Origin of the sequence: Pedobacter frigiditerrae, from assembly GCF_032678705.1 — a bacterium.
Classification (GTDB): Bacteria; Bacteroidota; Bacteroidia; order Sphingobacteriales; family Sphingobacteriaceae; genus Pedobacter; species Pedobacter frigiditerrae_A.
In genome coordinates, this window is sequence record NZ_JAVTSS010000002.1 from 2199475 (window position 1) to 2222467 (window position 22993).

Consider the following 22993-nt stretch of genomic DNA (forward strand, 5'->3'; position numbering starts at 1 on the left):
AAAGGGCAGAGGGGGGAATTGTTAGATTGCTGGATTGTTAAATTGCTTCTCAAATCTCACGTCTAATATCTCACTTCTACTTTTTTGTAACTGGAACATAATCCATCGGTACCATATCAGCGACTTTTTCGTAAGCCCAATAACCTTCATACAATAATGAGCGACCATCTAAAACGCCTCCATTTTCGTAAAATCGAACTGGACCATTGGTGAGTTTTACCACAGATAGTTGATAGTCTGGAATATATAATGGTCTGAAAACCCAAAAGCCAGAGTTAGAATATTCTGTAGATTCTCTTTCCTTGGTGTAGCTAACACAAAGGGCATTGGTATAGTTAAGGTATCTTAAATCCTTATTGTAAAAATTAACCAATGTATCTGGATTAATTTCGGCATTGTTAAATTTATCAATTGTTTTAGGCAAATTTTGCTGGGTAATCCAATAGGCCATTAAAGAAGTGTCTATTTTTCCTGCATTTTTTTTTATACCAGATTTACCAGGAGGATTTTTAAGTGTTAATAAGTTCTTGTTAATGATGCTATCTGGGGCACGATTTGGATTTGGTATTTGAATAATTTTATTAATTACAAAACCTTCTTCCTTACTTTTCCCCTTGAAGAGAGATTTGAGAAAATGCTGAGCAGACCCATAATATGCAGTTTCTCTAAGCGCAATATATTTTTTCTTTTTAGCATTGGTTGCTTTTAATTCTTCAAAAAATGGCTTGCCAGAATAATAGATGATGTGTGTTCGATTATTATATTCAAAATAATCTAGCATATATTTAATTCGATAACCAAGCGCTTTGTTTTCTACAATTAAAAACTCATCAGTTTTAACTGTTAAAGTACTTGTGGTAATGTCATAGTTTACCCTTAATACCTGCGGATTTATTATTTTACAGAGTTTAGCATTTGGGGTTTTCCCAATAAAATATTCCTTAAACTGATTAATATATTTTTGCCTGTTTGGGTCTACTCTAATGACAACTTCCTTTAAGGTTACTGTATTATCTTTAAGCGTAAAATTTACATCTACAGATTTATCTGAAATGATAATATTCTTTGAAAATGGTAAGTAACCAATCATCTGTACCAAAATATCGTAACTGCCAGGTTTTAAATTAGGCAGTCTAAATTTTCCATCAGCATCTGTGGCAGTGGCAATTTTGTATCCACTAATGTAAACTCCAGCACCAGGTAATGGACCAACGTTATCTTTAACAATACCAGTTATGGAATAAGTTTGAGCATTAGCTTCAGCACCAAAAATGCATAGGAAACAAAAAATCAAGAGCGCTCTAAACATGGCTGCTAATGTAGTAAATAGCTAATCTATTATTTAAATAAAGCGCAAGAATTTAACTTTTTTAACATTTGTTATTCCTTGGTGCTTATTATATAATCCATCGGAACAATATCTGCCATTTTTTCATAAGCCCAGTAACCTTTATATATAAGGCTTCTGGTTTCTAAAACACCACCATTGGCATAAAATCTAACTGGCGGCTCCAGCAAATTAACAACAGAGATTTGATAATTATTTAATTCTGGTGGCCTAGCTTGCTTAAGTGAAGAAAAATTGAAAGAGGGAATTTCTTTTTCATTTTTATAAATTACATAAAGCCCATCCTTATAATTCATCATTTTTAAGTCGCTGTTAAAGGTTTTTACCAGTGTATCTATATCAACAGCTTTTCTATTTAATGCACTTAAGGTTTTAGGCTGGCTTCTTTGTTTAAGCCAATAGGATAATGAATCGGTGCCATTGAAGGTAATTAAATTTATTGCACCAGCTTGTCCAGATGTAAGTCTTTTAATATTGGCATTAATTACACTATCGGGTTTTCGGCTAGTATTAGGAATGTCTGCTATTTTATTAATTTCAAAACCTTCGGCCTGTAGTGTATTGTTATAAAGAGATTTAAAAAAATGTTGGATTGAACCGCTATAGGCTATGGCTCTTTTCTTCAACCAATTTTTTTGTTTTGATTTACTTCCCTTTAAATCTTCAAAAGAAGGCAAGCCTGCAAAATAAACAATTTTAGATTTATAGTTATACTCAAAATCTTGTAGCAAATACTTAATCTTATATCCAAGTGCTTTGTTCTCTATCACTAAAAAATCATTTGCTTTTACGGTGAGTAATCCAGCTGTTTTATCATCATCAAATGTCAATACATCGGTATTTAAAATGGTACATTCTGCCGAATTAGGTGTTTTGCCAATAAAAAAATCTTTAAATAACGCGATATAATAAGGTCTGTTGGGATCTGGTTTAATGATTACCTCTTTTAACATGGTTGTATTTTCTTGCAAAACAATAGCCACATTCTCTGATTTATTTGAAATGAGGATGTTTTTAGTATAAGGTAAAAATCCTATCATTTGTACAAGTATGTCATAATTGCCAGGGGCAAGTTTACCAAGTGTAAACTTACCTTCATTATCAGTTACAGTAGCAATTTTATAACCACTCAAATAAACTGCTGCACCTGGAAGTGCTCCAATTTTATCTTTAACAGTTCCGGTAATCGAGAAACTTTGAGTAAATGCAGATGAGCAATAACAAAAAAATAAAATGAACAAGAGTGAAAATCCTTTAGCCATTCGGTAAATTTAACTAAATAATTAGGTGTTTAAAATAAAATTGAAAGCAATACCATTTTAAGGGTAGACAAGAAATTAATTTTTTTGCGTATGTTTATATACCTATTTATCTGTACTTTATGAAAGACACGCTCACTTGCATCATTGTTGATGACGACGATTTGGATAGGATGGCTGTTGAAGCTGAACTATCTTCCTTTACAAAAATGAAAATTTTAGGGAGTTATCATAATCCAATTGAAGCCTTAAGTATCATCAATTCTCATCAACCAGATGTTTTATTTTTAGATATTGATATGCCAGAAATCAATGGCATCGACTTTGTAAAATCTATTTGTAGTTTAGAAACAATAAATGTCTTTATCACCTCGCACCCAGAGTTTGCCTTACAAGGATTTCAATTAAAAGTATTTGATTTTATTTTAAAACCATTAGAAACAGAAAGGTTTGAAAGCTGCATAAAAAGAATTTACGATTTTGTTAAGCTTAAAGGCAAAGCCGAAGCTTATGATGTTCTTTTTGAAAATGAAAAAATCATTTTTAAAGAAGGACATCACGTGGTTAATTTAAATGCCAATGAAGTAATTTATTTAGAGGCTTATGGCGATTATACAAAAATTGTTACCGAAAAGAAAGCTCATCTTACATTGGCTACACTTTCAAGTTTCTTAGAATCATTACCTGCCGGAAAATTTATGCGCATTCATAGAAGTTATGTTGTGGCAATTAATAAAGTGCAAAGTTTAGGTAATAAATGTATCTATATAAATGATAATATTATTCCCGTTGGAAAAACATACTTTAAGGAAACTAAGAAAATTTTTAATTGATTATAAACACCATATAAATTAAAGATAATACACTTGCTTATTAACCTCTACTAATGAAGCTCTACCTAAGAAATTTATTTTGGTTAAGTATTTTTATCCTAGGATTCTGTTTTAATGGTTATGCGCAATTGCAAAGACCAGATCTTAGAAAGGTTAAGGATTATAAAGCAAAGGTGGAAACTTGGAAGAAGTATTGTCAAGATCTACTTAATGCAGCCTATGCGGGTAATCAAAATGCAAACCTTTTAATGTTTGTTAATGCAAGTAAGGAAGGATTGAAGCTTTGCAAAAAAGACGATTTAAAAAACATTGCGCAATTTGAATATTATGTTGGTGCAGGATTTCAAAATGCTGGTAAGCCTGATAGTGCTGTAAGTTATTTAGAAAATACAGTAAAAATTTATCAGAAGCTAAAAATGTTGAAAGAGGAGGTTACGGCAATGCGTTTCTTGCATTATGCCTATTTTTACTCTGGTCAATTTGCAAAGCGGGATGTAATGATTAATCGAATGCAATTGCTTTTGGATAAAACCAAAAACCAAGAAATTAAGTGTGTAATTTTGAGTGTTTTAAGTGAATATTCTTATGATCATGCTAATTATGAAAAGGCCATCCAATATAAATTAATCGTTATTGAAATTTCTAAAAAGCTATTAGCTAAAAGTAAAAACTACGAAAGCGATTACGGAAATATTGGTGTTATCTATTTTCAAATTGCGGAAACCTATTTGTTGATGAAACAATATGAAAAAGTAATTTACTATATGCAAATTGGCGAGAAATATTTAGCCAATAGCGCTAATAATTTGGCAGGTGGATACAACAATTACATTACGGCATATTTAGGACTAAATAAAGTTGATAGTGCCTTAAAATTTCTAAAAAAATTAAAGATAGTTTCTGGGGATAAATCTGATTTTGTATATCAATTAAGTACTGCAAATAAGAATTTTGCAGAATATTATTTAAGGACAAATAACGATAAGATCGCTTTAAATTATGCAAAAAATGCATATAAGTTAGCCGTATTAGATGGACAGCCACAAACGTTATTGGAAGCAAATGCTACCTTAGGAAAGGTATATTTTGAAAATGGAAATACAAAAGCAGCGATAAGCCATTTAAATGCTTCGTTAAAAAACTCATATAATTTTGGAAAAGAAAATTATGCCCTGATCCATCTTAGATTGGCTGAAAGCTATGCAGCAAGTAAGGATTTTGAAAAGGCTTATAAACATTATAATGTTTATGCAAAATTACAAGATACTCTTTATGAGGCTGCTTCTAAAAAATCCATTGCCGAAATGGATGCAAAATACCATAGGGAAGCGAGTAAGCAAGAGATAAAATTGCTTAACACCGAAAGTAGAAATAAGAGTAACCAATTAAAGGAGGAAAAGAAAACCAGATGGTTTTTAATTGCTATTGCATTAATTGCAAGTCTTTCGGCAGCAGTGATATATAAAAGCTATAAGAACAGACAAAAAGTCAATCTGTTATTAGATAAAAAGAATAAACAATTAGATGTTGTAAATTTACAGCTGAATAATGCCAATCAAACTAAGGCGAAATTGTTTAGCATTATATCTCATGATTTAAGAAGCCCAGTAAGTCAATTATTTACTTTTTTAAGAATACAGCAAGTAAATCCTCATCAAATTTCAGAAACTGAAAAAATAGCACATCAAAAGAAGCTGATGGACTCTGCTAGTAATTTGTTGGCTACAATGGAAGATTTGTTACTGTGGTCTAAGAGCCAGATGGACCATTTTGAATTAGATATTGAGGATTTAGATATTCAGAAGCTTTTTGAAGACTCAATCCTTTTAATGCAAAATCAGGTAGAAGCCAAAAAGATAAAAATTGAGATAGGTGATTTAAGTTTGAGGAATTTGAAGAGTGATCAAAATTTGCTGATCATTATATTACGTAATTTATTACAAAATGCAATCAACCATACATACAACAATACAGCAATTCTAATAAATGCAGGAATTAATGAGGAAAAAAAACCGATTATTTCAATTGTGAATAAAGGAGACGTTATACCTGAAGATAAAATTGAAGAGCTTTTAAACAGTAAAAATGTTAAGAGTAAATCATCAGGCTACGGATTGGTGATCGTGAAAGAACTACTGCAAAAAATAAATTCATCCCTAAAAATTACAAGCAATAATGAATTAACTACAGTTGAAATCACTTTTGGGTAAGGGAATGAGATTTAAAATAATTTTATTTTTATTGGGCTTAACATCTTTCAATGCTATGGCAGTATTGCAAGATAGCTATTCGCCTAAAATTGCTAATTCAAAAAAAGCGAAAGAGTATTACAACTATAGTTATCGACTCTTTAATTACATACAAACAAAAGGAAAATTTGCTGATTTCCAAGACTTGTTAAAAATTTCAAAAAAAGGACTTTCTTTTACAAAATCTAGTGATTTTAAAAACCTTTCTGGCTTGCAGTTCTTAACTGGAATGACGTATAAAATTCTCTTAAACCACGATAGTGCTTTGTACTACTTAAAAAACAGTATGATGAATGCACAACGTGGAAATGAGTTAGATATAGAGATTTCTAGCATTCAACAAATTAACTATTTATACCGTTATCTTGGGCAAGTTGAAGCAACTGACCCCTACATCAAACGGTTAAATGTTTTACGGAATGAGATTAAAGATCTTTATTTAAAAGATAAAGTGATATCGGCCTTAAGTGATGATTTTTTGCATAGAGGTGCATATACTCAAGCTGTAGAGCTATTGTTGGGCTCTCTATCTACAAAAGAATATCTGTATAAACAGAAGAAAGATTATAAAGCGAGGATAAATCTAGGCTTAGCATTTTCAGAACTAGGAAGTTTATACTTACAGTTAAATCAAAACCAAAATGCCTTAAGTTTTCTCAAAAAGGGAGAGCCGTATTTTATAGATTACACAGGAGGTAGAGTAAGGTTGTATAGAAAGATGGAACAGGCATATTTGAACCTTTCTAAAATTGATAGTGCAACCCTTTATTACAATAAGATTTATACAGAAATGAAGGTAGGTATTTATGAATCTGCTGAAGATTTAAGTAGTGCAAATAGACTATTTGCAGAATATTTCCTTGTAAAACAAAATATACCAATGGCTATTAAGTATGGAAACATAGCCTATCAAAAAGGCTTAGCTTCAGATAGCAAAGAGGCAATTTTAATGGCAATTAATATGATGGGAAACTTGTCATTTCAACAAAAAAAATATGATGAAGCCATACGGTATTTTGAAAAGGCATTACCTAATTCTAATAACTTTAGTAAAGATATTTTTGCTAGTATTAATTTACGATTGGCTCAGAGTTATGAGCATATTGGCGATTATAAAAGAGCCAATTTATTTTACAATAAATATAATTTACTAAGAGATAATATTTACCTCGAAAAAACCAAAGAAGACCTTAACGTTATAGAGTTTAAATACAAGAATGCCCAAAAGGAGCAAAGGATATCCTTTCTAAATGTGCAGAGTAAAGATCAAGAAAAACAACTGATAAGGCAAAAACAATATAAAACTATACTCATCATAAGTGTGTTTTTAGTGCTTATTATTGCTATATTGATTTTTTACAACTATAAAAATAAGCAAAAGATAAATTTACTGTTAGATAAAAAAAATCGACTGTTAGATATTGTGAATTCTCAACTATTAGTTGCTAATCAAACCAAAGCAAAATTATTTAGTATTATATCTCATGATTTAAGGAGCCCAGTTAGTCAATTGTTTACTTTTTTAAAGGTGCAACAAGTAAATCCAATTTCAGAAGAGGAAAAACTTAACCATCAAAAGAAGTTATTGATTGCCGCTTCTAATGTGCTAATTACAATGGAAGATCTGTTACTGTGGTCTAAAAGTCAGATGGAAAATTTTGAGTTGGACTTAGAAGAAATCGATATATTATCACTTTTCGAACAAACTATTGGGTTAATGCAAAATCAGGCAGATGCCAAAAATATAGAAATTAGGTTAGGAGAAATAGAGTTAAAAAGTATAAATAGTGACGAAAATCTCTTGGTAATCGTTCTTAGAAACCTTTTACAAAATGCTATTAACCATTCTCTTGAAAATTCTTCAATTTTATTAAATGCAGGCTTTGATAAAGAAAGAAGACCTTTTGTCTCTATAACTAACAAAGGCGCCACCATATCAAAAGAAAAAATAGAAGAAATTTTAAATAACCATAACGTAAAAAGTAGGTCGTCTGGATATGGTTTGGTGATTGTTAAAGAACTCTTACAAAAAATAAATGGAGTTTTACAAATAGAAAGCTCATTGGATGCTACATTAATAACCATTCGCTTCAACTAAATTTACCTTTACCGATTAGTATTCGCCTTTGGTCGATTCTTTCATTACTGCTAATTATTTTGAACATAAGTTTAAATCATAATCTTAATTGTTATGAAACTTAGTTCAAACTTTAAAAATTCAAAAATCTTAGTTGTCTTACTTTTTGGCTTTATGCTAATTAATGCTTGTAACTCAAGTACAGATAAAAAAAAGACCAGTTCAAATTCTGCCGAACAAACTGCGGAAGAATATTTTTCTGTTAAAATTGACGGTAAGTTATGGCAAGCCTTTCCCTCGAAAGAGTTTAAAACCTACAACTTAAGCTACAAAGAGCTTGGTCATCAGTTTTCTATTTTTGCAGAGGCTGAGGATGGTTCAAGGATGGATTTGTCCTTTCATGCCCATGACCAAATAGGTATAGGTAAATATCCTTCTACTAGAAACGATAACGGAATATTAAGCGGTGTTTTTTATTATCCAGAAGCAAAAAGTTCTGATAAGGAGACAGCCAGCACAACAATGGATCATCCAGTTCAAGAAAATACAGTTCAAGTTACAAAACTAGATAAAAGTAATAAGGCTGCCTATATTATTGAAGGCACTTTTTCGCCCACAATGTATGCAGTTTACGATACAAATCCCAATCAGACTTCAAAATTAACAGAAGGAAGATTTCGAGTAATTTATCGTCCTGACGCTATGAATCCAGCATTCTAGTTTTTTAATTTCCTTCTACCGATTATTCTTGTCCGTTCATCGATAATATCACAAGCTACGCTCTAATCAAGATTAACTTCATTCTATAAAAATTAAACCCTATGAAAAATAATTATCTTTTTTTAGCCATATGTTGTATTGGAATTCTTTTTAGTTCTTGTTCAGAAACTGGATTGGAAGGTCCTGAGGGGCCTGCTGGACCGCAAGGTAAAACAGGTGATGCTGGAGCAGTGGGGCCAGCGGGTAAAGATGGCAGTACGATATATAGTGGTAATGGAGTGCCGGCAAATACTATTGGTATTAATGGAGATTACTACCTAGATAAAAATACAGGGAATTTATACGGGCCTAAAACAGCAGGAGCTTGGGGAACACCAACTGTGCTAAGAGGTGCTGACGGAACAAACGGAGCAAATGGTACCAATGGAGCAAACGGCACAAATGGAACAAACGGTACAAATGGCACCAACGGTACCAACGGAAGCACAACATTAAGCGGAAATGGTACACCCTCAGCAACTACAGGTATTGCTGGTGATTACTTTTTAGACAAAACAAACTATTTATTATATGGGCCTAAAACTGTTTCAGGTTGGGGAATCCCAATTTTATTACGTGGTGCAGATGGTTCTCAAGGGCCAACAGGTGCTGCTGGTAAGGATGGAAGTATAATTTATAGTGGCTCAGGATCACCATTAGCAGCAATTGGTGTAAATGGAGATTACTATTTAGACAAAAATACGGGTAATTTATACGGCCCAAAAACTGCATCAGGTTGGGGAACACCATTAATATTAAGAGGAACTAACGGAACTAATGGTGTTGACGGAACAAACGGAACGAATGGTACAAATGGGACGAATGGTACAAATGGAAGCGTAACATATTCAGGTTTAGGTGCTCCTGCTTTATCTACGGGTACTATAGGTGATTATTATTTAGACAGAACAAATTATTTGTTATACGGTCCAAAAACTGCTGATGGTTGGGGCGTGGGAATTTTACTTCGTGGTGCAGCTGGTGCTCAAGGACCAACAGGTCCGGCAGGTGCAGATGGCACAGTTATATATAGTGGAGAAACTGATCCAGATCCGGCATTGGGTAAATTAGGGGATTTCTATATTTCTAGACTTCCAATTGCATTTTATGGACCAAAATCTAATTTAGGTTGGGGTATGGGAACTAACTTAAAAGGCAACGATGGTACAAATGGCACGAATGGTACAAACGGGACTAATGGCACAAACGGAACCAATGGAAGTACAATTCTGAGTGGAGGAGGTTTGCCGCAAAACACTCAAGGCAATAATGGTGATTTTTATATAGACTTAACAACGTACATAATGTATGGCCCAAAAGCAGGTGGCGCTTGGAACTTTCCAGGTACAAGTTTAAAGGGTGCAGATGGCAATTCAAATGTAATTGCACTTGAAACGCCTGATACATATACCTTCTTTTGGAAATATGATAGCAGTGATGCAAACGCTTTGACAAGACAATTTGGAAGTGATACCACCACTGTTTTCAATATTCCAGCAGCAAATGTTGCAGCTGCAAAAGCCGGAATTGTAATGGTGTATCTCCGGAAGGATGAAGGAGCTGGGGCCTATAGTTGGAAACAATTAAACTATACTGATGCATCTAGCGTAGGTACTGGTCAGTTATTATATTATAATTATCATTTAAGGGTTGATGCAACAACGGCAAAAGTTAGGATAACCTATAAAAATGGCTATGGTTCTACACATACACCCCTTAGTGTTGATAAAGTAAGAATAGTTATCGTTCCTCAAAGTACTACAGTAACCCTAAGTAACAGCAATGGAAATACACCTATGTTGCAAGCCATGAAAGAACTCCATCTCAAGGACAGTGATTTTAAAAAATTGAATTAAGCAGTCTTTAGGTGATGTATGTTTCATACATCACCAGCAAAATCATTTTAAACTCAATTAATATGCTTATGAAAAGGCTCTTAATATTATCTCTCTGCTTTTTACTTTCCTTTGGCATTGCCGATGCACAAGATGTTGAGCAAATGATTAAGCAAAAACCCTTTGCCATAAACGGTACTTTAGGTTTAGGAGTTGGTACGTATAACTCAAGTGGAATTCCTGCTCGCCAGAGAGCATTTTCTTACTTGTTTAACGGTGCACCAACAGTCTCTATTTATGGTGTTTCTTTCCCATTTAGTGTAGTGGTTAGCGACCAGCAGAGAGGTTTTACTCAGCCTTTTAACCAGTATGGTATCAGTCCAACTTACAAATGGGTAACTGTTCACGCTGGTTGGCAAAGTATTCAATGGTCGCCCTATACCTTGGCAGGATATAATTTTTTAGGGGGCGGAGTTGAGCTAAATCCTGGTAAGTTAAGATTTGGATTTATTTATGGTCGATTTAACAAGGCCATTGAAGAAGACCCTGGATTAATTACTGCATTTTCACAAACACCAGCTTATAAAAGAACTGGTTTTAGTACTAAATTAGGCTGGGGCACAGAGCGTAATCATTTCGATTTCACTTTGCTTAAGGCAAAAGATGAGGTAAGCTCATTAAAGAACAAGCCAAGTTCCCTTAATCTAACTCCTTCAGAAAATTTGGTTCTTGGCATTTCTAGCAGGTTCACTTTCTTTAAACGTTTTGTATTTGATATTGATGCATCTGGAAGTTTATATACACGCAACTTATTAGCAGATACTGTTAAAAACCTAAAACTTGATAAAATAGATTTTATTAAGGATTTAATAAACTTAAATGCCTCTACACAATTACTTACCGCAGGGCATACAAGTTTAGGTTATCAAGGTCAGAATTATAATGTTTTAGTAAAGTATAAAAGAATAGACCCAGATTTTAAATCGATGGGGGCATATTATTTTGAGAGTGATGTTCAGAATTATACGGTAGAAGGGGGCGTCAAACTGATAAAAGGACAGATGCAGTTGAATGGTTCGTTTGGTGTGCAAAACGATAATCTTCTAAAGGATAAAGCTTATCAATCTAACCGTAAAATTGGCTCAATCAACGCATCATTTAACAAAACAAATTATGGCATAGATGTTCGTTATTCTAATTATGGTATTACTCAAGATAGAGGTTTAAATCCAATAGTGGATACATTGAGGATTGCTAAAACAAACCATAATTTAAATACAATGTTAAGGTATAGCATAGCTGATACCTTGATTTCTCACAGCTTTATTTTAGTCGGTAATATTCAATCCTTAGTGGATTTGAACCGATTCACTTCTGCTCAAAGTTTGTCTAATAGTAAAACGGCAAACTTATCTTATCAGTTAGGTCTTCTAAAGACAGGCTTAAATTTTAATACTAGTTTTAATTATACGGTGGCCGATATTTATTTAGGCCATACAGTTTTCTTTGGTCCATCAATTGGGATTGGAAAAGATTTTTTTGAAGGTAAACTTGGGCTGAACGCTGCAATGAGTTTTCAACAGCAAAAAAATAATAAAATCAATGCAGGTAATATTCTTAATGGAAGTTTAAATGGTTCATTCCGTTTCACAAAGAAGAATGCGGCCAATTTATCCATCAATTATTTGAAGAGTAATTCTAAAGATTTTACACTGCCATCTTTCAATGAAATTTATAGCAATCTTACTTTGTCACATTCTTTTTAATTCTAAATCATCTACATTATGCAAAACATTTTACCTTTGATTAAAGACTTTAAAAGAATAATCTTTTCATTATTCTTAATTCTCGCCTTTGGCTATAATGCATTGGGACAATCAGCTGCTCCCCAAGTTAGCATTAATGTAAATATTCTTCCTCCATATTCTCCATATTATTCAGATTATTCGGGTACAAACGCAGGCAAAGTGTTGTTGATCGTTAGAAACTTAACATCAATACAAAAAAGAATTAAACTAACAGGTGAGTTAAAAGGCAATAATGGAATAAGAATTTCTACCAAATCAACTTATATTCCTTTACAACCAATTATTTTACAACCTAACGAAACTAAACAATTAAACGGCGCTGCACTTCGAGACGTTTTCGATTTAAACTCTTTAAATGTATACGGAATTGACAAGGTAAAACTAGTACAAACTTCTAGGCTACCAGAAGGGGATTACACTTTTTGTTTACAGGCGGTAGATATGGATAATAATCAGGTAATTACCAATACTGCTCCCCAAGGTTGTACAAGCGTAACGATAGCTTATCCAGAAGCGCCAATACTAATTAATCCTTCAGCTAATGGCTCTGTTTTTTCAAGAACTCCCCAAAGTGTGGTTTTTAATTGGATAAACCCTGGTTTTGCACCAATGGGTACGCAATATGTTTTGCAAGTTGCAGAAATGCCATTAATTTCTACCGATCCCAATCAGGTTTTAAATAGTGCTTCATTTCCCTTGGTTAATAAAACATTAAATGGATTTTCTTACATTTTGTCTCCAGCAGATCCACCTCTTATTGCAGGGAAAAGATATGCTTGGAGAGTAAAAGCGATTGATCCTAGCGGAAAGATAATTTTTAAAAATGGTGGAATAAGTCAGGCTAATATATTTAATTATTCAAGCCCAATTAACCTTGCTGCTGCCCCAACATTAATAAATCCACAGCAAAATGCAATCATCACTACAATTGATAAAGAAGCCATGTTTAAGTGGTCAGACAATGCAGTTGGAAAAACCACATACCTGTTGCAGGTAGCAGAAATGCCAGGTTCTGGAGGAAACGCTGAGCAGATACTTAGCTTAAACAAGTTTGTTATCAATCAAACGGTTAGCGATTTGAGTTACGCATTACCTTCAAATACTCCATTGATTATTGGTAAAAGGTACGCATGGAGAGTGAGTAAAGTAGATCCTTATTCTAAAGCTCCATTAAAAGTTGGAGGAGCAAGTCAAATTAATGTTTTCTCATATAATATAAAAGATATAGTTGAACCACCTGTTTTAATTAGTCCTATTGCTAACGCAAAAGTTACTTTAACCTCACCTCAAAATGTAACTTTTAATTGGGATTTTAAAACTAAAGGGTATTTTAGATATAATTTTCAGCTGGTAGAGCTGGCAACGCCAATATCAAACCCATCCCAAGCATTTGATAAGGGCGTTTTTTTAATTAGTAAAGATATTCTCTATGCTAACACCTTAACAATAACAAACACCGACGCATTGCTAAAGGCAGGTAAAACTTACGCCTGGAGAGTAAGAGCTAATGATTTGGGAGTATCTACCTCAATTAAAAATGATGGTTATAGTACTATAAATATTTTTGACTATACGATTTTAAAAAATGAAGAAAAATTACCACTAGCTCCAGTAATTACTAGTCCGAAATTTGCTGAAGTTGTTGCTCAACAAAACGATTTTTCACAACCAAAAATTAACATCACATGGGATAAATCTAATACGTTAAGCCCTGCAACATACGAAATAAGGATAGTAAAGTTAATACCAGGATTTGATGCTACAAGTACTTTGGATAACAATGTTCAAGTGATGCTTTCTTACAAGCAAATGCTTAATAGTTTTACCTTACTACCTCCTGCCGCTAATGAAGATATAATTTATGCAAGAAATCATGGCAGGATAAAACTTGAAGAAGATAATACCTATGCTATTCAGATAATTGCTAGTGGTAATGCACCAGATGGCAAATTGCTTCGAATAGAAAATTTAGGTAAGAGTAACATTATTGAATTTAAATATAAAGGAGCTCCAAAGCCAGTAGCACCAGCGCCACCAACACCAATTTTGAGTACTATTGCCGGCAAATTATTTTATAGGTTTAAAGTTGAAGGTGAGTCACCTGTAAAAAGAGCACTTAACTTTCCAACCATTAAGTCGATGCAACAACCCGACTTAAGTGCTGGCTTCAACAAAGATGGAACTCCAAAAAGCTATATAACTGTTGATTCTTATGATAACAACAATTTTCCAAGCTACTTCGAAAACAATACTTTTCCTATTGGGATAAATATTCATCCTTTAAAAAATGTAAAGCTGAATTTTGTGTACGTCGTAATGGAGAGCCAAACTAAAAATCCTAAAAATCTTAAGGAATTAAAACCTTATTTGGGGCAAACCGCCATGTATACTTTAGTATTAAATGGAGAAAAAGTATATGCCACTAGAGACGTCGGAACAACAACTTTAAAAGAAGATGGAAGTTTTAGCCATACGTTTGTAAATAATTATAAAATTGGATATATAGGTACTGATAAAAATGTTAGCTATTTCGGATTTATTAGATTGATTGTGGGAAAACATCATCCTCCTGGCGATGACAGCGAATTAAGTGATGAACGTTATTTTACAAGTCCGGATGTTTATGCATTGCCTCAAGTAGGTAAAACAGTTACATTACCAGATGATATTGTCTTTGTTAAAAGCTACAATTATACTGTAAGAGTTGTAAGTGATAAAACTAAAGATCAAGCGGTTAATGCTGGGCTGCCTTTATCGAATTACCCTGTTCAAATGTTGGATAGCCATAGTTCTATGTCTTTTTCTGGCCCATTAGAAAATCAAGGTAAGGGAGTATTTAAGGATACTTCTGATCCTATAGATAATAAAGCAACGATGCCATGGGAGGCAGATGCAGAAAGTTATGCAGCTCAGACTTATAAAACAAAAGACGATGACTTAAAAAATCAGGATTTGCCACTTGTTGCTATTGCGAAAACTGATGCGTCGGGTTATGCAAAATTTACAAATTTATTAATTGTACATAGCCATCTTCCGTATGTTCCAATTAATCCATTAGAAGGTAATTTTAACTATCAATCTCAAAACGGAGAAATGTTAAAAGGCGGAACGGTTGGAGATTTATACGCTAAATTTAATAGTGATTTTATTATTGAGACCAAAGTTGCAATCAAACCAATTGTTGTAAAACCCAAATTACCTGAGATATACTTAAGAGCCATTACTGTGCAAAATGGTTTTAGTCAACCAGTACCTTATGCCACTGTGCATATATTAGGTTATACTAACGATAATTTTAAGAAACCTGTTGAAGATGAGTATTTTAAAACAGATGTAAATGGCTATCTACAAGTAAAGAATTTAATTGCAAACCGCTTGCGTACTATTGTTATTTCTAAAGTAGGTTTTGCAGATAAGTCTGTAGCGGTTAATCAAAATATATCCTTAGGCCAACGTTTTCCTGAATCAGTGGAGCAAGTTATGGTTGGGGCAGGGGCGGTTGTTGGAACAGTGGTTAATGAAAAGGGGCAACCAGTAATGGCGAATGTAAAAGTTGGAAATGGGCCTTATGTAAAAACTTATAACAATGGAGTTTTCTATATAGAAAATACACAAAGCGGTTATCCAGGTGTTACAATTGCCCCTCTCGTAGATAATTATTTTGGAGAAACTTCTTATCCTAATATTAAGCCAAATGAATATACGTTAATTACTAATAATTTAGGTAAACAGAATGGGACCATTGTTCTAAAAGAAAAACTGCATCGTATTATTTTTAAAGTAGTAAATGTAGATGATGGCAAGGGCATGAGCAGTTACGTTGGAGTTGGTAATAACACCCTAGAATATTTTTCAAGCGACCCTTATACTGGCTTAACAAAAGAATTTGCCGTCGCAAGCCCAGGAGACGAATTTAAAGTTCGAGTAGTTGCAAATGGTTTTGTAACATACGAAGATTATGTAAAAATACCAATTAGCAAGGACGCAGGAGCTCCAATTCTTATACAACTGAAAAAGGCGCAAATAATAAGTGGTATTGTTAAAGATGCCATTACTGGTGCTCCAATTGCAGGCGCTAGGGTATATACAATAAATGGCACAAATGCGGATGGAGAGGTTCAAAATTGGACTTTAAGTGGTGTTGATGGAAAGTATACCTTATATGGGGCAATTAATCCGAAGGCTTGGATTGATTTCCTTCAATCTTATTTAGAACTACCCATCAAGGTTTATGCAGTAAAAAGTGGTACACCTGGCTATGTTAGATCAATAATAGATGCCTCTCCCGCTAGTTCTAATGCAGATTTTTCATTAACACCTTTAGATGTTAAGGCAGAAATTTGGGGATTGCCAATTGAAGTTCATTCTTTGGTGCAACAAAGTTATCATACATCAATTATAACAGGCGCATTTGTTAAATTACCTAGTAACAATAGTTTTAAAACAACGTTTAGCGATGCTAAATTGCCATTTAAACAATTGGCCGTACAACGTAATAAAAACGGTTTTACACCAGCAGTCGATGTAATTGATATTGAAGCTGCCTCATTAAAAATAATGGCGTATGAAAAATATGCAACTGAACTTATTGCTTCAGATCAGGAGAATGTTTTTAATAAACTCTCTATCAAAAGAGTGGACAGTTATGGTGCCCTAACAGGTTATTTGGTTTCAGAATTGTCAAACTTTAATTTCAGCTATAAATACACAGGGAAATTCTTAGTAGGTAAAACTATTAAAAAACCCAACAGCTATTTTACAGAGAATATACCAACAAAGGTGTTTTCGGCCATGCCAAATTATACAACAAATAGTAGTTATACCTTACAGGCTTTATATGGTAAGAGTGATTTTATGGTTCATAATTTTAAAGCGAACCTTATTTCAGGCTCTTCATTAAGTGCAAATGGCTTTGATATGAAAGCCGAAGTTTCCTTAAATGTTCCACTTTTAGGTGCAACAACTTTACCAGCGGGAAGTTTTATCGTAACTCAAAACAATATAGAATGGAAACAGTATAATGGAAATATCAATATTCCTTTAGAAAAATGGGCTATTTTAGGAACAGGGCTATCTTATGATATCAATCAAGGAGGCTTTAGAGTAGTAAATGGCACTTTAAAAACAAGCTTACCACAAGTGTCACTTAAAGATTTAATCATTATGCCAACATCTGTTGATTTGGGGATATCTAAATTAACAGGAAATGAAGCTTTAACGTTAGCAAATGTTACACCATTGAAATTAGCTTCGGATGCAAAAATGACGTTAAATTATGATCCTGCTGCACCATTTGATCAAAAACCTCATTATCGTTTAAATCTTACGAGTAGTGGTGAAACGGTGGCTTATATAAATGATTTACCTGGAATGGGCAACTCACGCGTAAATATTAATATGTTAAGTGATTATAGCGATGGAAAGCATAAATCCATTATTGTTGCACCTACAAAAATTAATTATTACAATGTGTTGTCGCAAGATGTTACTGGTATTGAGGTTGCAGATAATTTCTTTACGCTAATGGGAAATACCAATTTAGAAATACCTGGTGCACCAGCAAACGTTACGGGTAGATTTAAATATTTGAAAAACCCTTCTAGTCAATATGCCGATAAAAATGGAAATGTTTTAGTGGTAGAAAAATTGCAAACTGAGGTTGAAATGGAAGGGAAAGTTAAATTTGAAGGTAATTCATTTCAACTTTCTCAAAATAATCTATCAATAGAAGGAAATGTTTTAATCTATAAAAATGGACCAGCTGATGCCATTAAGGGTATTAAGGGTTTACTGACCAAAACACCAAGTTCTATAGAAATGAAATTCTTGCCACAGCAAAAAATTCTAATGGGAGAAAAGAACATTGAAATTGTAAGTGGTGGAAACTCTGTGTCAAATAAAAAATGGAGTTTAGTGAACTTTGTAGGGCAACCGAAAAACTTCGTTAATACACAAGGTAAAAGTTTATTTGCAGCTGGTGGGGATTTAATAGATTTCCAAGTAAATGGTGCTATTAAAAATACGGGAGGAAAGGGGTTACAACTTGATGGAATTAGCACACCATTTGGAAACCTTGATATCACTTTTGATTTTGACAAAGCATCATTCAGTGGCACATTAAATTTAGTAAATGCTAATTTACCAATTGGTCCGGTAACAATTAATGATGCAAATATTAATTTACAAATCGACAAAAATGGTTTCTTGATAGTAGGTATTGTAACTGATGCATCGGTAACTGCTTTGCCAAGTTGCATAGCAGGAGGGTTTAAAAGTGGTATTGCACTAGGTTATTATTCATCCCCGTTCCCAAGTTATCTATCTCAAAAACTATTAGGTGTTACACTTAACAGCCAATTGCCATCTGCGCTTAACAATGGTTTAAAAGGTTTTTATGTTAACGTAATGAAATCTCTGGATAAAAATGCATTACCGAAATTGCCTGGCCCAAGTTTGAATGATATTCCTTTAATAGGCTCATTTGTTCCCGTGTTTGATTTTTCAGCAGGAGTTGATGTTGGTTTTGTACTGGATTTAGATGGTTCAAAAACTGTAAGTATCAGCGGCATGGCTTTTGCCAATGCGTCTTGTTTATACGATTTAGAATTATGTACAATTGGCTTATCGGGCGGTGCAACTGGAAACATTTTATTAACATATGACAACAGTGGTTTAGGAGGTACTTTATCGTTCGGTATTGAAGCCAATATACATTTCTGTCTAGGTCAAGTAGGTGTAAAACCTAAGTTAGTTCTTAAAAAAGATGGTAGCGGATTTAGCTTTAAACCATCACTTAATTAAAATTACAGCTATGAAATATTTAATCGCAGTTTTCTTTCTTCTGGTTTCGACTTCAATTTTTGCGCAACAAAATGCAGTGGTAAATAATCAAAAATTGATAGCAATTTATGAAGGTGGTGATATTATTTTAAGTTACACTCCAATAAAGATTGTTGGTGTAGATACTTTAAATATTAATGTTTACAGAAAGGGAAATGATGGAGAAAAGTTAATTAGGGCAAATAAAAAAATAGCTGCTAATAAAATATTCAAATTTGCTGATACTACTTTAAGAACCCAACCCGGAGTGTATCAATACGTATTAAAAGCTAAAAGAGATACAATAACTGTAGAAACTGAAAGTACGTGGGCTTATGCTTTTGCTCCAGATGTAAGGCCAATTGCTACAGTTTTTAAAGCAGTAAACGCGAAAAACACAAATAACATTATACTCTCTTGGAAAATTACAGATAGCTATTGGATGAAAAATATTGCGCTCTTAAGGAGTCGTGCTATGGATGGTAAGTATGAGTTAATTTCAGATATCAATCCCCAAGATACTTTATATATTGATAAAGTTAATGATGCCAATGAACCATTCTTTTACCGATTGGATATGAGAGGGTTTAACAGCGAGGTAGTTTATTCCTCCGCATCAATAGTTGTTATATCTCAGTTTCCAATTGTACCTCAGAAAGTTGGACCTATTAAAGCTGAGCAAAAAAATAAATCTATTGTAATAAGTTGGAAGAATAACAATCCATCTGCAAGAGGCTTTTATGTAAAGAAGCGGATAGGGAATGCAGGCGAATTTGAAACATCATCACCATTGATTTTTAAAAACAAAGTTGGCCAATATCTATGGAAGGATACGCTGAGTTCCTTAAAGCCTAGAGAAATGTATCAATATGTAGTAGTAGCAGAAAGTAATTCATTTGATTTAAGCAAACATTCTGATACATCGACAATAACTTATAATTATGGCAATAATACAATTGCTCCACCAACAGATTTACGAATAATAACTGCAAATGATACTACCTACAATTTGGTTTGGACTATTGATAGTCTACGTCAACAAGAAATCTCAGGCTATCAAGTTTACATAAAAAGGAAGGGGGAAACCATATTTAAATCCTTAAAAAACGGGAATACTAATAATAGCATTAACTATGTAATGGTCGAAAATTTAAAAGATGGAGATTCATTTCAAGTCAAATCTATCGGTATAAATAAAGAAAGTATACCAAGCATGACATTTACTTACACAAATCCATTTGAACTTAATTTTGGCCCAAGATATTTAAAGGCTGCGGTGTATGATAATGTGTTAAATATCAAATGGCTAAAGAGTGAAAACACAAAAGTAAGAGCTTATAAATTATATAAATGGAATGGGAAGGCTTTTACTTTGGTAGAAACCATAACAGCTGATAAAGATACTGTGGCAACGAGAAGTTATTTGGCTGGGCAATTAAATATCTATAAATTAAAAACAGTAAATATGAATGGTATAGAAAGTTCTGGGAGTGAAGTGTTGCAAGTTAATTAGTCAATCAACTTAAAAACAACATTTGTTTGGTAGCTCATTACTATTGGTCTTCCATATTTCATTCCAGGAATCCACTTTCTACTATGCTTTAAAATCTCTAAAACTGCTTCATCACATCCGTAACCAAGACTATTTATAATTTTGGGAAATAGCAATTTGCCATCTTTTGCGATTGTAAATTCTGCCGTTACAGCTCCCTCTATGTTATTCTTTATGGCATTTGAAGGATATTTTAGATTTTTATAAATAAATTCCTTGAATTTCTTTTCACCACCAGGGTATTCTGGTTTTACTGAAATATTACAACACCCAATATTATCGATTGGGGTTAACTTAAATTCTGTTGTTTTCTTTTTAGAAGTTCTAGTAGCAGAAACAATAACTGCCTCTTTATTATAATTGTTTGTACTCGGCCAAACCATGATATTTAAAAATCTACTTCCACGATTAAAAAAAATATGCTCATTGTTCAATGCGAAGAAGGTTAGAGTATCTGTAGGTTTAATTCCCACTAATTTAAAGTTCCCGAGACTGTCGGTTGTAGCCCCAACTTTTAGTTGTAAGTATTGATTGTGCTGAGATTTTGTTTCGATGTAAACATTTGCAAGCTTGCTGCCATCGCCAGCTATTAATCTCCCGCTAACATTTATGGTGTCTAGTTTTATTTTCTTAGGTTCTGTTTGTGCAAGTGCATTTAATACGAGTACTAAATTAAGTAAGAACAGTACGAGTTTTTTCATAAAATGAGGATGAAAACTGAAAGCGAATTCCACAACTACCCCAACAACTCTTTCGCATTTTGCAAAGCTGATGCACCTGGATTTTTACCACTTAACATTTCTGCAATAGCACTAACCCTTTCGTCTGGCGATAACTTTTTAATACCGGTTGTTGTTTTGTTATTCCCTTCATTTTTATAAACAAAATAATGAGAATTACCCTTTGCAGCAATTTGAGGTAAGTGTGTTATTGATAAAATCTGCATGTCAATTCCTAAATCAGCAATCACATCTCCAACTTTTAAGGCGGTTTCTCCAGAAATACCTGTATCAATCTCATCAAATATTAAAGTTGGTAAAGAAGTATGTTTGGCTAATAAAGATTTAATAGCTAACATTAATCGAGATAATTCTCCGCCAGATGCGACTTTATTAACTGGAGCTGGTGTTTGTCCTGCATTGGCCGAAAACAATAATTGTATCTCATCCAAGCCATCTTTGTTCAACTCTATTAAAGGCTGATGAGCAAAAACCAATTTCGCATTTGGCATTCCTACTTGTTGTAAAGTTTTGCCTGTTGCAACCTCAACCACTTTAATTGCTTTTTTACGATTTAAGCTTAATTCTTGAGCTTGTTTCGTCAACTCGTTCTTAAGCAATTCGATTTCTTTTTTCAAAGTCTCAATTTGCTCATCAGACGAAAGCAATTGACTTAAACTATCTTCCAGTTTCTGTTGAACAGCCAGTAGTTCTGTATTGTTGGCAACACGGTGTTTTTGTTGCAGTGTATACAAAATATCCAGCCGTTGCTGAATAATTGATAGTCTTTCTCCACTATGCAAAGTGTTACTTTCAAGTACTGAAGTTTCATCTGCAATGTCTTTTATTTCTATAATGCTCGAACGCAGGCGCTCATACAACACATTAATTTCAGGGTCAAATTTCTCAATATTCTGTAATTGTAATGAAGCTTCCTTTAAAATACTAGTGGCTGAAATCTCGTTTTCGGTAAGTAGGGAAGCGGCTGTCAACAAGTTTCTCTTGATACTTTCTGCATGAGTTAATTTTTCTAACTCTAATTCCAATTCCTCTTGTTCGCCTTCTTTTAAAGCGGCTTGTTCTAATTCGTTAAACAAAAACTGTTCGTAATCTTGTTTGCCGCGGGCTTCATCAGCTTTGTCAATCAATTCCTTTAATTGCTGATTATCCTGCTTTAGTTTTTTAAAGCCAGTTCTATATTGCGTTAAAAGAGCAGTATGGTTTGCTAAAGCATCAATAATTAGTAATTGAAAATCGCTATCGTTAATCTCTTTCGTTGCATGTTGAGAATGGATATCTATCAACTTTTCGCCTACTTGTTTTAGTATGGCCAAGTTAACTGGTGTATCATTAATAAAAGCCCTTGATTTCCCATCCATCGAAATTTCCCGACGTAAAATACTTTCCTTAAAAAAATCTAAATCATTAAGCTCAAAAATGGTCTTTAGCTTTTCATCCGCCAGTAAAAACACACCTTCAATAACACATTTTTTATCTTGGTTAAAAAAGTATTTACTCTCTGCTCTTTGACCTAAAATCAGTGATAATGCACCTAGAATGATAGATTTTCCAGCTCCAGTTTCACCAGTAATAATATTTAGTCCCTTGTCAAATTCAATGTCAAGGCTGTCAATTAAAGCGTAGTTGCGTATAGAAAGTTTTTGTAGCATATCGTGATGCTAAATTAAGATAAAAGCAAATAGCTTTCAACAACCATAACATTTAAATAACAAAA

General features: G+C 33.4%; 12 protein-coding genes. 8 read left to right on the forward strand and 4 right to left on the reverse strand.

The window, feature by feature from the left end; all coding sequences use genetic code 11:
• Nucleotides 1-76: 76 nt before the first annotated feature.
• Entirely contained in the window at nucleotides 77-1309 is a 1233-nt protein-coding gene (locus R2Q59_RS20450; protein WP_316772488.1) for a carboxypeptidase-like regulatory domain-containing protein, read from the reverse strand.
• 71 nt (nucleotides 1310-1380) lie between these two features.
• Nucleotides 1381-2610: a carboxypeptidase-like regulatory domain-containing protein gene (locus R2Q59_RS20455; protein ID WP_316772491.1), complete on the reverse strand. Its 1230-nt coding sequence runs from the start codon at nucleotides 2608-2610 to the stop codon at nucleotides 1381-1383.
• A gap of 119 nt (nucleotides 2611-2729) precedes the next feature.
• Here R2Q59_RS20455 and R2Q59_RS20460 point away from each other — a divergent pair, with 119 nt between their 5' ends.
• The 8 genes from R2Q59_RS20460 to R2Q59_RS20495 all read left to right on the forward strand — a co-directional run bounded on the left by R2Q59_RS20460 (nucleotide 2730) and on the right by R2Q59_RS20495 (nucleotide 20500).
• Nucleotides 2730-3440: a LytTR family DNA-binding domain-containing protein gene (locus R2Q59_RS20460; protein WP_316772494.1), complete on the forward strand. Its 711-nt coding sequence runs from the start codon at nucleotides 2730-2732 to the stop codon at nucleotides 3438-3440.
• Nucleotides 3441-3493: 53 nt separating this feature from the next.
• Nucleotides 3494-5650 (forward strand): ATP-binding protein, encoded by a 2157-nt coding sequence (locus R2Q59_RS20465; RefSeq protein ID WP_316787274.1) that lies wholly within the window; start codon nucleotides 3494-3496, stop codon nucleotides 5648-5650.
• Nucleotides 5651-5654: 4 nt separating this feature from the next.
• A complete protein-coding gene (locus R2Q59_RS20470; RefSeq protein WP_316787276.1) occupies nucleotides 5655-7787 on the forward strand; it encodes an ATP-binding protein in 2133 nt (710 codons plus the stop codon).
• A gap of 93 nt (nucleotides 7788-7880) precedes the next feature.
• Nucleotides 7881-8486 carry a hypothetical protein gene (locus tag R2Q59_RS20475; RefSeq protein WP_316787278.1) on the forward strand — a complete coding sequence of 202 codons (606 nt, stop codon included), beginning with the start codon at nucleotides 7881-7883 and terminating at the stop codon, nucleotides 8484-8486.
• Nucleotides 8487-8587: 101 nt separating this feature from the next.
• On the forward strand, nucleotides 8588-10381 hold the full coding sequence (locus R2Q59_RS20480) for a hypothetical protein (RefSeq protein ID WP_316787280.1): 1794 nt from the start codon (nucleotides 8588-8590) through the stop codon (nucleotides 10379-10381).
• Nucleotides 10382-10449: 68 nt separating this feature from the next.
• On the forward strand, nucleotides 10450-12126 hold the full coding sequence (locus R2Q59_RS20485; protein WP_316787282.1) for a hypothetical protein: 1677 nt from the start codon (nucleotides 10450-10452) through the stop codon (nucleotides 12124-12126).
• Between the two features lie 18 nt (nucleotides 12127-12144).
• Nucleotides 12145-18969 carry a carboxypeptidase-like regulatory domain-containing protein gene (locus R2Q59_RS20490; RefSeq protein WP_316787284.1) on the forward strand — a complete coding sequence of 2275 codons (6825 nt, stop codon included), beginning with the start codon at nucleotides 12145-12147 and terminating at the stop codon, nucleotides 18967-18969.
• Between the two features lie 10 nt (nucleotides 18970-18979).
• Nucleotides 18980-20500 carry a fibronectin type III domain-containing protein gene (locus R2Q59_RS20495; protein ID WP_316772512.1) on the forward strand — a complete coding sequence of 507 codons (1521 nt, stop codon included), beginning with the start codon at nucleotides 18980-18982 and terminating at the stop codon, nucleotides 20498-20500.
• On the opposite strand, the gene R2Q59_RS20500 is transcribed toward R2Q59_RS20495, so the two are convergent.
• Together R2Q59_RS20500 and recN are read right to left on the reverse strand one after the other, a co-directional pair.
• A complete protein-coding gene (locus tag R2Q59_RS20500) occupies nucleotides 20497-21240 on the reverse strand; it encodes an energy transducer TonB (RefSeq protein ID WP_316772514.1) in 744 nt (247 codons plus the stop codon). The two genes, R2Q59_RS20495 and R2Q59_RS20500, sit on opposite strands and share 4 nt — an antisense overlap.
• 35 nt (nucleotides 21241-21275) lie before the next feature.
• The gene (recN, locus tag R2Q59_RS20505; protein WP_316787286.1) at nucleotides 21276-22928 is read right to left on the reverse strand and encodes a DNA repair protein RecN; all 1653 of its coding nucleotides are present in this window, start codon (nucleotides 22926-22928) and stop codon (nucleotides 21276-21278) included.
• Between the last annotated feature and the right edge of the window lie 65 nt (nucleotides 22929-22993).

Bases quoted from the DNA above. Each gene is read 5' to 3' on its own strand.
- R2Q59_RS20450 (WP_316772488.1), bottom strand. From the start codon at position 1,309: ATGTTTAGAGCGCTCTTGATTTTTTGTTTCCTATGCATTTTTGGTGCT.
- R2Q59_RS20455 (WP_316772491.1), bottom strand. From the start codon at position 2,610: ATGGCTAAAGGATTTTCACTCTTGTTCATTTTATTTTTTTGTTATTGC.
- R2Q59_RS20460 (WP_316772494.1), top strand. From the start codon at position 2,730: ATGAAAGACACGCTCACTTGCATCATTGTTGATGACGACGATTTGGAT.
- R2Q59_RS20465 (WP_316787274.1), top strand. From the start codon at position 3,494: ATGAAGCTCTACCTAAGAAATTTATTTTGGTTAAGTATTTTTATCCTA.
- R2Q59_RS20470 (WP_316787276.1), top strand. From the start codon at position 5,655: ATGAGATTTAAAATAATTTTATTTTTATTGGGCTTAACATCTTTCAAT.
- R2Q59_RS20475 (WP_316787278.1), top strand. From the start codon at position 7,881: ATGAAACTTAGTTCAAACTTTAAAAATTCAAAAATCTTAGTTGTCTTA.
- R2Q59_RS20480 (WP_316787280.1), top strand. From the start codon at position 8,588: ATGAAAAATAATTATCTTTTTTTAGCCATATGTTGTATTGGAATTCTT.
- R2Q59_RS20485 (WP_316787282.1), top strand. From the start codon at position 10,450: ATGAAAAGGCTCTTAATATTATCTCTCTGCTTTTTACTTTCCTTTGGC.
- R2Q59_RS20490 (WP_316787284.1), top strand. From the start codon at position 12,145: ATGCAAAACATTTTACCTTTGATTAAAGACTTTAAAAGAATAATCTTT.
- R2Q59_RS20495 (WP_316772512.1), top strand. From the start codon at position 18,980: ATGAAATATTTAATCGCAGTTTTCTTTCTTCTGGTTTCGACTTCAATT.
- R2Q59_RS20500 (WP_316772514.1), bottom strand. From the start codon at position 21,240: ATGAAAAAACTCGTACTGTTCTTACTTAATTTAGTACTCGTATTAAAT.
- recN (WP_316787286.1), bottom strand. From the start codon at position 22,928: ATGCTACAAAAACTTTCTATACGCAACTACGCTTTAATTGACAGCCTT.